Source organism: Vibrio sp. 1557 (assembly GCF_033340175.1).
In the GTDB taxonomy this organism is placed as follows: Bacteria; Pseudomonadota; Gammaproteobacteria; order Enterobacterales; family Vibrionaceae; genus Vibrio; species Vibrio alginolyticus.
The window spans coordinates 338826-353949 of record NZ_JAWOVZ010000002.1 but is presented as its reverse complement, the minus strand read 5'-3'; the positions used below and the strand labels follow the sequence as shown (position 1 = coordinate 353949).

Genomic DNA, 15124 nt, shown 5'->3' with positions numbered 1-15124 from the left:
TTTATTAGCCCACTACAGACTAATACATATACCCTAACCAATCTATATGACCAACAGCCCAAGTTTTACCGCTGATAGGTTTAACATATAAATCATCTAGTTGCTCTACAGCGACACCGTAATTTTTATGTTCGTGAACTCGCAACCAAGAACTTAGAGAGTTAAGGCGCATATAACCATTAGCCACATAAAAACGCTCCAAATCGGAGACTAAAATGATGAAGTCGACATCTTTAGTGGACGCATACTCGCTGAGTTGAGACAACATTGTTGTGCCAATACCTTGTCTTTGAACTTTGCTCTCGACACAAAAGTCACTCACACCTAATACTTTATAAATTTCATCACCAACGCGAACAACTCTGTAGTCTAATCCCATGTAACCAACTAACTGATCACCTTCGTAATTCAGAACTCTCATATGCGGGAGTTGCTTATAGTAAGAGCGAGTAACTTGGTGTTCAGGAAACGACTGGTTTCTAAGAGCTTCAATTGCATTATGCTGCGCTTTAGATAACTCGATTTCTGGGTAAATATCCATATTTGACCTTTGAGTATTAATGACCTTTTGGAGTTGAGCAACGCAATACAAAAGCCGCCGCATACCGATTTAATCACTGAGCTCAACGCCCAGTTAATGCCACGAGTTGAGAATCACTCTTAAACAGATTGTTAGGCATTTTATATCCTGTGCTGCTGCAAATACTTTATTCCATAATGCAGAGATGCCACGCCTTCTAAAGTAACTTTGTATTTACTAATAGATCCCATTAATTCATCAGTACCTAATACGATTTCAGAGTGATACCATCTTTGCTGTTCAATTTCTGGCCATAGCTTCATTTCTGCAATTGTTGCTTGCGCTTTAATTCTTTTTTCTATTAGTTCAGATTTAGATAACTCAGTAAAACCAGCATAAAAGACTTGGGGCTTTCCTCCCCTAGCGAACTCCCTGCAAACAGCCATGGGAATAAGTTCTGAAATATCATTCTTTGTCAGACCAACTTCTTCCTCTAATTCAGAGTACATATGCTTTGTAAAGAAATTTTCAAAGCTAGTATCGGCAGAATCTGAGGGCCACTTTGCAACCCCGGACGAAGTGCAGTGAATACCACCAGGAAAGACTCCTACTTTCTTTACACGTTTAACCATATAGGGGACATATTCGTCTTCCTCTCTGTAATAAATGAGAGCTGCAATTCCAACTGTGTTAGCCATAGTTTTATCATTTAAATTAGGTAAGAGCCCTCCATAGATTCCACGCTGTAAGGACCTTAGTGAAATGCCATCATCATCCTGAGATGACCAATCTAATATTAAATTGGATTTACATTGGTCAAAGTATGATGCCTTCTGTAGTGAGAAGCTTATATTATCACCTGACTCTAAAACTTCATGAAGCCTGATCGCTCCTTCGTTATCTCTAACCCTTTGGGACTCTATAAGTTGACTGAACCCAAGGTCTGAGACTTTAGACCATTCTTGGTTTGGTGGTCGAAGCATGAACTTTCGATTGTTTATTTTAATTTCTATTTTCTTACCTTCAGGGTACATGCTTATTAGTTCACTGTAAGGTATAAAATGAGAAATCGGCGTTTCTTCCGAGTAAACACCTAACAGATAGCTAGTATCGTAATTTATGAAAGGATCTTTTTTGGGAGCAATTAATGACCCTTTAGCCCTTAATACAAGGTCAAGAAGTGTAAGGGATGCACCAGCAGCACCAACAATTATTTCTATAGCCATATGTCTTCCTTTTTGCCTAACGCCGAGTTAAGGTGTGAGTAGCGCAATACCGAAGATCCAGTATTACGCCTTAATCACTATACTCAACGCATAATGAAAATGCCACGCGTTACGAATCACTCTTAAGCAATTTGTTAGTACATGCGCTACTTCTATTTATGCGCTCCAAGATATTGAAAACTAGCATGATATGAAAGGCTTTGAACACTGAAGTGAGACGGGCCGCTACAAAACTTAAACTCGGTTAAGAAACGAAAGTTGGCTAGAAGAAAAACGCACTGAACAGGCCTACTTTCACTGGCTTCAAATTAGAAAAGGATTCTTTCCTCGTACTTCAACAGCCACACCAGAAGTAATCCAGGTTCTCTCAAAAGCCACAACGAAAATGAAGAAGCGCCAAAGAAATTGGCTAAGAGTTAGAAGCCGTAAACGGTGAAATCAAAGCGAACACTCCGCATATAGTGCCACCGGAAAGAACGTGAAAGGCACTAACTGAAAGGTGTAAAAACGAGCGCCAAAACAGATAAACACCAAAACTTATGACCTTTGATGCCAAACCCTTACTAACGCCGCGTTAAGGGGTGAGCAACGCTATACCACCCAACTTAAACTATTGTGCTATATACACAAAAGCTAAACTTTGAACTGAAACCGCCAAGCGTTGAGAATCCCTCTTAAACGCCTTGTTATGTACCGCCGCAAAATAATGCACTTTCAATTTTGGACCATTGAACCATGAACGGAATAAAGTCACTTTTGGGGATGAACTTCTGTGCAGCGGTATTGTTTTTTAAGAACACCTCTTCCAAAGCCCATACATGATGGTCAGCATAAACAGCCCATGCCTTTGCTCCATCGTTAAGCTCAGGTTGTGTCATAGGTTTAATAGACAGATACCCTTTTAACAAGGCCAATGATTTATTAACATCCATGTCAAACATGTACATACAGGCTCTAGCCACCTCATAACCAGGTGGCATATTTTGTACTAGGTCCCAATCAATCACATCACTTACAGCACCGTTTAAATCAAAAAAGACGTTAAAATGATGAAAGTCGCCGTGAATTAATTGCCTGCTTGTTAAAGGAGTATATGAGTGTACGGCTTGTGAGCTCGCTAGATAGTCACGCTGTTGTTTTACTCTTCGTAGCACCGAACCTTTTGCATCAAGCGCACTGTTGATTTCAATACAGGCAACTATTTTTTGTAACCTATCGACCCAAGCACTTTTATCCCATGAGAGCTCGATTGTTGGAAAACTATTTCCAGCCATAGAAGCTAGTTGAACATGCAATTCAGCCAGTGCTTTTCCTAACTGAAAAGCATGTAACTCCGACAGCTCGCTTTTTCCAATTAGCCCCCCTTTTGCTTCAGGGAATAAAGCGTAAAAGCCATCACCTATTTTGCCAAAGGAGCAGCCATCGCGCGTCAAAACTGGGGCTATTATAGTATTCAAATTTTGGGAGAGTTTTTGTAATAATTCATGCTCAAGCTTGATTTGTGCAACATTGCGAACACGATATTTTCTAAGGTAAAAAGTCTCTGAGGATTGGATTCGAAAGACATGATTAGTCGCGCCAGCTGATTGCCGATTTAAACTAGCATCAGCATCTATTTGGTTCCAGTTTTCACTAACCTCACGAACAAAATCACTCATAGTTCAATTGACCTCATAGGTACATAACGCTGCATTAAGGGGCAGCAACGCAATACTGAAGCCGCCGCATACCACCCTAAACACTTAAACCAACGCATAGTAAAAATGCCACGCGTTGCGAATCCCTCTTGAACAGTTTGTTAACTGAGCACCTTTCAGTTTTCGCTGATCTTTCAGCCACTTTCGCCAAAGCTCGTTTTGCTAATTAATGATTAACAAAGCTAACTCAAATATGTATTTAACCAAAAAATTACCGTTTATCTTTAGTTTGAAATGCGTCTCACAACACCATACTTCGGCGATGTAAGTGCGCCGAACTAATCACGAATGCCTTATATTATTAGAAGGCTTTGTGCCGCCTTTCACATCAGTAAACTTAAGTATCAAACTGAAATTATTCGCATTAGCTCAGCTAAGGAAACCGACCGAACTCCGGTTTGCTTTAGATCCCATTGAGACCAACTAATTTGATGATGCGCGACATCAATTTCAATCTTTCTAGCTTCGCCCAATAGCTTATTTATACGACTTTCCAAAAATTCCACGTTTAACTCCTAAAGAAACATAACGCCCTGCTAAGGGGTGAGCAACGCAATACAAAAGCCGCCGCAAACCACCTTAATCGCTAAATTCAACGCATAGTAAAAATGCCACGCGTTGCGAATCCCTCTTGAGCAGTTTGTTAGTCGCGAGGCACCGAGCGCCAATTTTAAGCCAAACTAAACTTTGCGAACAACAAACTTTATGTGCTTTGATGCACTTAAGTCAGGCGTAGTCTCAAAGCGGCTGTTTAATGGAACCACTTGGAACAACCAACGCCGCAGAAAACGGACTGGCAACAGTTAAGGGGTGAAGCACGCAATACCTAAGCTTCCGCATGGCACTTCAACACCGAAACCACCGCATACCAAAAATGCCACGCGTGCTGAATCCCTCTTGAACTGTTTGTTAGCACGCTGCCCTTTAAGCTTTTGGTACACGCCAAGACATTGAAATATAGCACGAAACTTATGGCTTAAAACACTAAACCAAACGGACAGCTGCCAAACTAAAAACAGACATCAAGACGTAAGTTGACTAGAAGAAAAACATGCTTAACTGCCCTTTTTCACCGCTTTCAAATTAGCAAAGAATACGGGCTTCGAACTTGAACAACAGCGACAAAGCAACGCTTGTTTTGCCGAAAATTTCTCAGCACTAAAGAAACCACACCAGAGAAATAGCCCGAAAGTTAGCAACCGTAAACGATAAACTCAAAGCGAAAACTTCACATCTAGTGCCACCGGAGCGAACATGAAAGGCACATTTGCTCCTGTGTAAAGCTAGGAAAAGAAACCAATAAACACCAAGACTTTTGATCTCTGATGCCAGCCCAGTGCTAACGCCCTGTTAAGGTGTGAGCAACGCAATACCAATGCCGCCGCATATCACCTTAATCACTTAAACCAACGCATAGTAAAAATGCCACGCGTTGCGAATCACTCTTAAACAGTTTGTTAGGCTTTGCCGCGCCATCGCTTTTTCCAATTCTCAAAATCTATCGTATCAGTGCTTGAAGATAATGTGCAGACTGTTTCTTCGATCATATTCTCCAGATCTTGAATAACACCACCGCCTGCCATCACGTGAACAATGGAGCCTCCAGTACCAGCCCCATCAGGTTCTAGGTTTGATCTGTGAAACGAGAACCGACTTTGTGTGTAATCAGAAATGTAAGCGCGTGGCTCTTTACCGTCAAAGTGTAACGGTGGGAAAAATTCAGCAAGAGAAACCCAGTAATCTTGCAACGAATGGATTAGATCGTAACTACCTTGCCGCATGTTTGCTGTAATTCCACTGTCCCATAACTCTTGTGAGCTTTGCTCTACAGCTTTCTTTAGGTTGGGAAGATTATTGATAAAGTGACATTGATGAGGCTGATCAAGATAGCGCCTAGCATAGGATGTAGTTTGCGGAACCATATCAACTTGTTTGTTGCTCACTTTGCGTCTTGCTACCTCTAACATGGGTAAAAGAAAGCTCAGAAGCACAAGAATAGGTTCATAGTTTGCGTCAGGTTGCTTTATCCAGAAAGCGCCAATAATTAGAGCAACGATTAGCAATACTATTTCACTAGCCGTAATAAATACCTTTATCAAAGTTACCTCCATTTTCTAGAAAGAAGCCTAACGCCGCGTTAAGTGGTGAACAACGCCAAGCACCAAACTTAAACCATTGTACCTTAAACACTTAAGCTGACTTGAACTAAAATCACCAAGCGTTGTGAATCCGTCTTAAACGCCTTGTTAGGCGAAGTGTCCCACCAATGTTTAAGGTTGTTTGAAAGCAGATTACCCGAAACAAAATAAGCAACCAAACACCCACTGACTCTTTGTGATTCAAGAACCATAAAAGCCACTATATTTCAGCCGAAGTTTCGACAACCACGAAATACAGACTTTCAGCAACAAAGCTGCTTTTGAGGAGGCGAAACGAAAAGCTACGAACTTAAAGCGAGAACGAAAACCTCGATTAACTTGCCCTTTCCACACTTTGAGCCAGTGAAACTCACAACCAACCGACTATGAAAACCAATGAGGCAACCCGCAAACCTTGGCATGTTTTACGGCCAGAGAGATTCAAGAATTTGAACCGACAATCTTGAATTGCCGACTTAGAAAAACGAATACTCAAATAGAACTAAGAAGATAAGAACAAAGAACTTCCCTGCCCGTCGCCTAACGCCTTGCTAAGGTGTGAGTAACGCAATACAAAAGCTACCGCACAACGCCTTAATCATCATAAGCCACCGCAAAGTAAAAATGCCACGCGTTACGAATCACTCTTAAGCAATTTGTTAGTACATGCGCTACTTCTATTTATGCGCTCCAAGATATTGAAAAGTGGCATGATATGAAAGGCTTTGAACACTGAAGTGAGACGGGCAGCTACAAAACTTTACCGCCATTGATAGACGAGAGTTGGCTAGAAGAAAAACGCACTGAACTCCCCTACTTTTACTGACTTCAAATTAGAAAAGGATTCTTTCCTCGCACTTCAACAGCCACACAAAAAGTAATCAAGGTTCTCTCAAAAGCCACCACGAAAATGAAGAAGCACCAAAGAAATAGGCTAATAGTTAGAAGCCGTAAACGGTGAAGTCAAAGCAAACACTCCGCATATAGTGCCACCGGAAAGAACGTGAGAGGCACAACCTGAAAGGTGCAAAGACGAGCACCAAAACAGATAAACACCAAAACTTATGACCTTTGATGTAAAACCCGTACTAACGCCTTGTTAAGGTGTGAGGCACGCAATACCCAAGCTTCCGCATAACACCTTAACCACTAAACCTAACGCATAGTAAAAATGCCACGCGTGCCGAATCACTCTTGAACAATTTGTTATGCATATTTCACACAGGTGCGCCAAAACTCCAAATCTTGAGGTGTGATTTTGTCACCCCAACCATCGTTTTGTGAAAACAATGAAAACTTGAAGGGTGTTAAAACCGGCAGTTGCTCTATACCACTAGCTGAAATGACATTTTCAAGTGCAACCATTGATTGTTCGTTTTCAGCCGCTCCCCAAAAACTACCCCATAAAATATCGGTTACCCCACCGACAAGAGTCCTAAATTGACTCTCGCCGATACCGTTTTGAGCGAGGGAGAGCAGTAAACCCTCGGGAAATTCGTCACCTAGTCCACAATTTACTAAAGTGGGTCGTCTAGATTCCCAAGGCTCGAATTCGTCTGGACCATCAACGAGAAACCAATCCCATAAGTGCTCTAAAAACTCCTGATTATCATGAAGTTCTAAACCACGAAGAACACAGAAGCGCTCAAAGATAAGCAGACCAATTGCAGCTCGTGCATTGATAGACAACCTTTTACATTCGCTAGTATATGAGTTCATTATTCTCTCTAATATGCATAACGCCCTGTTAAGGGGTGAGCAACGCAATACCAATGCCACCGCATACCACCTTAAACACTAAAACCAACGCATAGTGAAAATGCCACGCGTTGCGAATCCCTCTTAAACAGTTTGTTATGTTCGTAGTTTTTGATAGGTAAAGACTATTGAAATAACAACTCCAATAGACATTGGTTTAAGTTAAATGCTATCATCCCAATCAATTGATAGGTAAAACCTATTAAATTAACTTATGTAGCACGGTAAAGGGAAACATGGGATTAAGTAGCATCGTTCACATTAGCTCTATTGGATGCGCTTGCACGGCATGCGCTCGACTTCTTTGGTTCAATGAACTGTCGCTAAAAGGAATAGAGTTGGAAACACTCATTATTCACGCTCAGTCTGCTGCAATGCTTCCGATGGCTGCAGTTTTATTAATCGCCAGTGTTAAGCCTGAGATTACGCAAACCATTCATGGATTGAACGCACACTACTTAATCTCCTCAATATCATTAACTTACGTATCAATAAGTTCGCTTCAGCTTTAACATTGCCAAGAGAACATAACGCCCTGTTAAGGGGTGAGCAACGCAATATCGAAGCCACCGCACACCACCTTAATCACTTAAACCAACGCATAGTGAAAGTGCCACGCGTTGCGAATCCCTCTTGAACAGATTGTTAGCTGTGAACTACAACACTAGCATTAAAATCAAAGGTCCCAAAACTGCAACAACCATCATCAAAAACCAGAGATAAATCATCAATGATAGGTAGAGCGAAAATATCCCTTTTGCAGCATTTTCCAGCTCGATACCTTTATTATTCTGTAAAAAGTACGCTAACTCTGCCCTAGGAATGGAGCCTGCAACTTTTCGAAACTTAAGCTTCAAAAGCATAAGACCCATTGAGGTAGGTACACTAAGCACCAACAGATACAACATGTAAGACATGAAGGTGTTTTCGGGAGATTTGTTACCTGACACTATAGCCGCAATAACAATGACTAAGAGTAGAGAGGAAAAACCTTTAAATGATGAAAAGACTGAGTCTCGCGTTTTAACATATAGCCAAAATAACGGCTTATCGATTATTTTCATTTGTTTCTCAAACAGCTAACGCCGCATTAAGGGGTGAACAACGCATTCCACCCAAACTAAACCATTGTGCCGTAAACACTAAAGCCAATTCAAACCAAAACTGCCGAGCGTTGTGAATCCCTCTTGAATGCTTTGTTAGTTGGCAAGCCTAACGCTTTGATTTGAAGTTAATTGCCGCTTTGCCAACACGAGGTTTACGTGTTTTGAAAAACTTAAATCAGGTGCAGTTTCAAAGCGCTTGTTGCTGAAACCACTTGGAACATACAACGCCGTAGAAAAGCGAACTGACAACACCAAGAAAACCTTTTGAAAAGACAGTGTAGCCGAGCAAACTTTCAGCGAATAAATCGGGTTCTGAAACAATAAGCCCAAACCGAAAAAACAACCGAAGCTCGATTCTCACAAACTCCTAAAGCTAAAATTTGAAATACGAAACCGAGCCGAAAACACACGGACATTAGCCCTAAACATTCTGCTTTAAGTACGCTTTGCCTCGTTGGCAACTAACGCCCTGTTAAGGTGTGAGCAACGTAATACCGATGCTACCGCATACCACCTTAAACACTAAAACCAACGCATAGTAAAAAATGCCACGCGTTGCGAATCACTCTTAAACAGATTGTTATGTACCGCCTCAAAACAAGGCACTTTCAATTTGGAACCACTGCTCCATAAAAGGGATAAAGTCCCTTTGAGGTATGAACTTCTGTGCCGCTGTATTATTTTTTAAAAATACTTCCTCCAAAGCCCACACATGGTGGTCGGCGTAAACAGCCCACGCCTTTGCTCCATCGTTAAGCTCTAATCGGGATAGAGGCTTGACAGACAGATAGCCTTTTAATAAAGCTAATGACCTATGAAGCTCCAAATCGAACATATACATGCATGCTCTCGCCAACTCATAACCAGGAGGCATGTTTTGCACTAAATCCCAGTCGATCACATCGCTTACTGTGCAATTAGAATCAAAAAAGACATTGAAATGATGAAAGTCGCCGTGGATTAATTGCCTGCTTGTTAACGGGGTATATGAGTGCGTAGCTTCTGAGCTAGCTAGATAATCACGCTGTTGTTTTACTCTTCGTAGCACCGAGTTATTCATATCAAATTCACTATTTGTTTCAATAGCAGCGACTATTTTTTGTAGTCTATCGACCCAAGCACTTTTATCCCAAGAAAGCTCAATTGTTGGAAAGTCGTTTCCAACCTCGGAAGCGAGTTGAACATGCAGGTCAGCAAGGGCTTTTCCCAACTGAAAAGCATGAAACTCAGACAGAGCACTTTTTTCGATTAACGTTCCTTTTGCTTCAGGAAATAGAGCATAAAACTCATCACCTATTTTACAAAAGGAGTGGTGATCGCGCGTCAAAACAGGGGCAATTATAGTATTCAAATTTTGCGATAACTTTCTCAGCAGCTCATGTTCTAACTTGATCTTAGCAACATTGCGAACACTATATTTTCTAAGATAATAAGTCTCTGAGGATTGGATACGAAAAACATGATTCGTCGCACCAGCTGATTGACGTTTTATACTAGCGCCAGCACCAATCTGACTCCAGTTTTCACCAACCTTACGAACAAAATCACTCATAATTCCAGTTACCCCTTAGGTACATAACGCCCAGTTAAGGGGTGAAGCACGCAATACCAATGTTACCGCATGGTACTTCAACACCAAAATCAACGCATACCAAAAATGCCACGCGTGCTGAATCCCACTTGAACTGTTTGTTAGCACGCTGCCCTTTAAGCCTTTGACACACGCCAAGACATTGAAATATAGCACGAAATTTATGGCTTAAAACACCAAAACGAAACGGACAGCTGCCAAACTAAAAACAAACTTCAAGACGTAAGTTGGCTTGAAGAAAAACATGCGAAACTACCCTATTTCGCAGTAATAAAATTTGCAAAGGATTCGATCATCGGACTTCAACAACCACGACAAATAGCCAAATTTAAGGCAGGAAATCAACCGCATCAAAGAAACCGCGCCAGTGAAATAGCCCGAAAGTTAGAAACCGTAAACGACAAACTCAAAGCGAAAACAACTCATATAGTGCCACCGGAGCGAACCTGAAAGGCACATTTGCTTAGGTGCAAAGCGAGGAAAAGAAACCAATAAAAACAGAAACTTTTAGCCTTTGATGTCAACCCAGTGCTAACGCTGCGTTAAGGGGTGAATGCCGCCTAAACAAACCTTCCGCAGACCACTTTCACCACCAAAACTCGCCGCATACCAAGAATGCCACGCGGCATGAATCCCTCTTGAACGCCTTGTTATGTAGCTAGTCAGCGCCACCAAAATCAAGAAAGTTTACTCCACCGGAACTATCTAAAGTCGTGTTCGTAACACTACATTTAGGTGCTGAATTTACCTCTGCATATAACAGGTAGCTTTCAAAAGAAGGAACTTCCGACACGTTAAATAAGATCTCTCCAACAGACTTTTGGAACTCTAACAAGTCGCCTAAGTCTTCTTGTAACTCGATAGCCAACTCTTTGCTGTAAGGCAACAACATGCCATAAGAAACTGACTTATAGAACTGGTCATCACTGCGCTTAATCTCACTCAATGCCCAACTAATTTCCTGAAACGAATAGACGAGCTTTTTCCCAAACTTAGCACACAGTTTAGGAGCTACATCTTTAGCGACTGACTGAACATAAGACTTTTTATTCAAAAAGTTAAGCACACCGAATCTCCTTGCTACATAACGCCCAATTAAGGGGTGAACAACGCCTACACCCAAACCTAAAGCATTGTGCCATAAGCACTAAATTTGAAGTAGAAGCAAAAATGCCAAGCGTTGTGAATCCCTCTTAAATTGCTTGTTAGTAGCGATGCTGAAACTAACTTTCCACTTTGTTTAGCAGACCATTTTCAGCTAGTGCTCTTACGGTCATGGTATGCTGATCCTGTGCTGCAGCTTGGATAAACGCTGCAATTATTGTAGCTCGGGCGTCTTCTGATACTGGAAGATGCTCTGTTGCATCTATAGCTTGCTTAAGCCAAATTTCCGCAGTGTCACCTGCTTGTCTCATAAGAGTTTCTGCTTCAACCATATTGTTTTCCTTTCGTTATTGTTTGAATTTGTGTCTTGTATTGAGATTTAGCTACTAACGCCTTGTTAAGGTGTGAGGCACGCAATACCGAAGCCTCCGCATAATACCTTAACCACTAAAATCAACGCATAGTAAAAATGCCACGCGTGCCGAATCACTCTTGAACAATTTGTTAGGCGAGAAATTATCAAGAATTATGTGGAAGGGAGAACTAGTTCTCCCTTGAGATACTAATAATCAGGAAGCATGTCATCTCCAATGCCTGCGTCAGGTTCTGAAGACGGATTAGTAGGTAGTTTAGGTTGATTAGCTGCAATATTATTATGAGCATTATTAATTACTTCCATATCTCCGTTTGGAAGACATGGATGAGTTTGATTCAAATCTCCAAACTTAGTGAGACTAAGCACGTCCATCTCACTCAGAGTGCACTCCCTTTTTTGACGTTTACATGCGACTTGGATTGTTTCGAGTATATACGCAGGCGAGTGCCCCCTTTCATGTAATGTCATCACGTTGCTCATACTTTTTAAAGTATTGAGTTCCTTTTGGGAAACTGTCATTGCTCTCTCCTCTTGTGGTGTACTCAAAGCTCAAAAATTTGAGCCTCAATTTAGAATAGGAGACTGACGCTATTAGCACAAAATATTGATGCTTTGCAGTAAACTTTATCGCCTAACGCCTTGTTAAGGGGTGAAGCACGCAACACCGATGCTACCGCATACCACCTTAATCACTTAAACCAACGCATAGTAAAAATGCCACGCGTGCTGAATCCCTCTTGAACAATTTGTTATACGCGTCCTATCGGTTGTACTTAACCTTATTCAAAACTTCTTTTAGTTCATGCGTTTTCTCAAGGTTTACATCATGAATATTGGCTAAAGCACAAACATAGTACAAGACGTCATATAACTCTTCTGCGATTGAACCTTTGAGTTCATCTAGCGTTGGTTGCCCACGTTTACCTTTGCGAATTGATTCCGATAATTCGCCAACTTCTTCGATTAGTTTCAAAAAATAGTGTTCAGATTGCTCTGGAGCATAATCGAATTCTTTTATATGACTTTGTAACTCAGATAACTTCATAACATCCTTTTTGTATCATTTTTCATAAAGCGTATAACGCCCTGTTAAGGTGTGAGCAACGCAATACCAAAGCTTCCGCAAACCACCTTCAACACCAAACGCAACGCATAGTAAATATGCCACGCGTTGCGAATCACTCTTAAACAGTTTGTTATGTTTATTTACAGCATATTATTTTATCCAGCGTACCATTCTTACTTGGGTGCTTTTCTGCACCTCTAAACATAAATCCAATAGGACAAAATAGTTGCTCACCATCAATTTTTGCATCTATTACTTTACACAAAGTAACAGGTGAGGCATTGAATACTTTATTCTCCAAATCATCGACTTTTTGTTCAAGTGCTCTTAGCTTACCCTCGACAGCCGCGCTTGGAGCAGCTTTAATAGTTTCATTAATTTCTTTTAGGCTAAAATTAATAGTTGACAATTCAGACAAGTAGCTTTTATCAAAATTTTCCACTTCGCTCTTCTTTGTAAAAAAAATTGACGCTATTAAAAACAGTATAACTCCGGAAAAACTAACAATTGCCTGAAAATTAAACTTCCTTGTTGCAGTTTTAATAGTCCATGAACTTTTAGCCAAAGCAGAAGCAGTTTCAGTAATTCCCTTTCCACCAAGGAAAATACTAATAACGAAACAACAGAAAGCTAAAATAGAGAGAACATTGTAAGCACACGTTGTTTCTCCGCTTTCAGTAGCCACAAAAGCGTACGATGCACCTTGAACCGCCAACATTGACAAATTAGCCGTAATAATAAAACCACTTAAGTTGGTCATTAACGCAGACGCCGCTCTGGTGTCATCATTCAGTGCCATATACTAGCCCCCCCAAAGCTGAATTTGACTCAAGTTGAGTTTGTCGTAAACTTTTCCAACAGCTTTGATAACATCTCCTCCAGTTAGCATAAGTTTATAGTCTGGATGACTAGAATCGTTCGTATTGGGAATTTTCCTCAACTGATTTTTCTCTTTCGATATTTTTATAGCCTCATTAAGTATTGACTCTGTATCTATATGTAACTTTTGCACAATCTTTTTATCAACTTGACTTTCAAGAGCTAAGGGAAGCGCCACCAGTTGATGTAAGTTAATAATCAAAAAATGAACAGCATCAGGTCTAAGCTCATATCCCAATCTTCTATAGTGGTTAACCAAGCCGTGAACGGTAGCAGATATATTTTTCTTGGTCTCAATGTATATTTTTTTTTGAAAGGGAGTTGAATCTCTCGCATCTTCATAAGATTCAATTATATGTTCATATACATTGTTAAACTCATTTCTCATTTACAAATTCCTTTAAAGATCATTACTTTTTTGTACCAAAGTTAAAAATAAACATAACGCCGCGTTAAGGGGTGAACAACGCAAACCACCCAACCTAAGTAATTGTGCCTTAAACACAAAAGCCAAACATTGAACCAAAACCGCCAAGCGTTGAGAATCCCTCTTGAACGCTTTGTTATACCACTACTCAAAGCTTTTCACTGAACTCCCCACACTGCTTACACTTGTAACCATGCTTGTAAAAGAACAGTGGAAAACCCAGTAAAATAAATACTAAGAAAGCTGGACGCTTACCTTTTGTAAATGCATATAGCTCTGTGCTACTACAGTTAGGGCAAACATCTTTTGCTTCATCAACGGCAACTTCTTTTTCCAGTAATTCTGAGAAGTCACTACTGAGTATTTGTTTCGCTTCCTCTGCATCACTCTCGGTCACCATCAGACGAACACCGCCCATGGCGTTTGAATAAAGCCACTGGGTATTCACCGTGTGCTCGTCAGCAATGTGACTTTCTATTCCCGCACTATCGAGGCTCGCTTTCGCAATATGAGCTTCATGAGGAAAAGAAAACCTTGCTACTACAATCACATATTACTCCTTGTGGTATAACGCCGCATTAAGGTGTGAGCGACGCTTGGCTATACTTGAGCGAAGCGAAACCGCCAAGCGTTGCGAATCACTCTTAAATGCTTTGTTAAGTGTAATTTTCACTCCGCAAGTAACTTATGTAGTTCTTGCTCCTTAGCTTTCAAGCTAGGCTGAATTTCTTGTAACTTAGAAAGGATAAAGCTTTGCAAATGATGTGATATCTGGCTTCCTTTGGTCGCAAAAGCTTGCCCAGCAGGTGATTCAAAAAATTCTACTAACCCTTTTAGCTCTTCATCTGAATACATTTCTTGATAAGCACTAGCAATATGATCTTTAATTTTTGGGTCAGAATAAATGCTCATTTGAAGATTAATGATGTCATTAAATATTATTTGAGCATCATCTTTTTTGCTATCAGGGATGTTCTTGTTAGCTTCGACCTGCTTCTCTAGCATATTTCGCATTGAATCAGACATCTGCTTCACCGATGCATCGACTTCCATCAAATCGTACAGCCTCAACGACAGCTCTTTTGGGCTTGATTCCGCAAATACAGATGTTGAAATTACCAATAATAGAAATAAGATTTTTTTCATAACTCCCTCATTACACTTAACGCCGCGTTAAGGGGCGCCGGCACGCAATACAAAAGTGACCGCATAACACCTTAGCCACTAAACCCAACG

Annotated in this window: 15 protein-coding genes; all 15 read right to left on the bottom strand. The window is 40.8% G+C overall.

Annotated elements, in window-relative coordinates; genetic code table 11:
- Positions 1–19: 19 nt before the first annotated feature.
- The 15 genes from R7070_RS05005 to R7070_RS04915 all read right to left on the bottom strand — a co-directional run bounded on the left by R7070_RS05005 (position 20) and on the right by R7070_RS04915 (position 15034).
- Positions 20–541, bottom strand: coding sequence for a GNAT family N-acetyltransferase (locus R7070_RS05005; protein WP_054575061.1), 522 nt, complete (start codon positions 539–541; stop codon positions 20–22).
- 140 nt (positions 542–681) lie between these two features.
- Positions 682–1746 (bottom strand): hypothetical protein, encoded by a 1065-nt coding sequence (locus tag R7070_RS05000; RefSeq protein ID WP_054575062.1) that lies wholly within the window; start codon positions 1744–1746, stop codon positions 682–684.
- A 686-nt stretch (positions 1747–2432) separates the two neighbouring features.
- Positions 2433–3404: a phosphotransferase gene (locus tag R7070_RS04995; protein WP_047102731.1), complete on the bottom strand. Its 972-nt coding sequence runs from the start codon at positions 3402–3404 to the stop codon at positions 2433–2435.
- Between the two features lie 1496 nt (positions 3405–4900).
- Positions 4901–5542, bottom strand: a complete 642-nt coding sequence (locus R7070_RS04985) for a hypothetical protein (RefSeq protein WP_256900141.1) — start codon at positions 5540–5542, stop codon at positions 4901–4903.
- Positions 5543–6787: 1245 nt separating this feature from the next.
- Positions 6788–7300: a hypothetical protein gene (locus tag R7070_RS04980; RefSeq protein ID WP_033008070.1), complete on the bottom strand. Its 513-nt coding sequence runs from the start codon at positions 7298–7300 to the stop codon at positions 6788–6790.
- A 695-nt stretch (positions 7301–7995) separates the two neighbouring features.
- Positions 7996–8403, bottom strand: a complete 408-nt coding sequence (locus R7070_RS04970; RefSeq protein WP_031781085.1) for a hypothetical protein — start codon at positions 8401–8403, stop codon at positions 7996–7998.
- A gap of 634 nt (positions 8404–9037) precedes the next feature.
- On the bottom strand, positions 9038–9997 hold the full coding sequence (locus R7070_RS04965; protein WP_042524270.1) for a phosphotransferase: 960 nt from the start codon (positions 9995–9997) through the stop codon (positions 9038–9040).
- Positions 9998–10694: 697 nt separating this feature from the next.
- Complete coding sequence (locus R7070_RS04950) at positions 10695–11102, bottom strand: hypothetical protein (protein WP_001900222.1); 408 nt, start codon at positions 11100–11102, stop codon at positions 10695–10697.
- A gap of 157 nt (positions 11103–11259) precedes the next feature.
- Positions 11260–11472: a hypothetical protein gene (locus R7070_RS04945; RefSeq protein ID WP_045628752.1), complete on the bottom strand. Its 213-nt coding sequence runs from the start codon at positions 11470–11472 to the stop codon at positions 11260–11262.
- Positions 11473–11702: 230 nt separating this feature from the next.
- Entirely contained in the window at positions 11703–12035 is a 333-nt protein-coding gene (locus tag R7070_RS04940) for a hypothetical protein (RefSeq protein ID WP_256900139.1), read from the bottom strand.
- A 241-nt stretch (positions 12036–12276) separates the two neighbouring features.
- Positions 12277–12561, bottom strand: a complete 285-nt coding sequence (locus R7070_RS04935; RefSeq protein WP_017449629.1) for a MazG nucleotide pyrophosphohydrolase domain-containing protein — start codon at positions 12559–12561, stop codon at positions 12277–12279.
- Between the two features lie 157 nt (positions 12562–12718).
- Positions 12719–13381, bottom strand: coding sequence for a hypothetical protein (locus R7070_RS04930; RefSeq protein ID WP_256900137.1), 663 nt, complete (start codon positions 13379–13381; stop codon positions 12719–12721).
- 3 nt (positions 13382–13384) lie between these two features.
- The gene (locus tag R7070_RS04925) at positions 13385–13849 is read right to left on the bottom strand and encodes a hypothetical protein (protein ID WP_256900136.1); all 465 of its coding nucleotides are present in this window, start codon (positions 13847–13849) and stop codon (positions 13385–13387) included.
- Between the two features lie 187 nt (positions 13850–14036).
- On the bottom strand, positions 14037–14438 hold the full coding sequence (locus R7070_RS04920; protein ID WP_213965708.1) for a DUF2007 domain-containing protein: 402 nt from the start codon (positions 14436–14438) through the stop codon (positions 14037–14039).
- A 119-nt stretch (positions 14439–14557) separates the two neighbouring features.
- The gene (locus R7070_RS04915; RefSeq protein ID WP_054579701.1) at positions 14558–15034 is read right to left on the bottom strand and encodes a DUF2059 domain-containing protein; all 477 of its coding nucleotides are present in this window, start codon (positions 15032–15034) and stop codon (positions 14558–14560) included.
- Positions 15035–15124 lie beyond the last annotated feature (90 nt).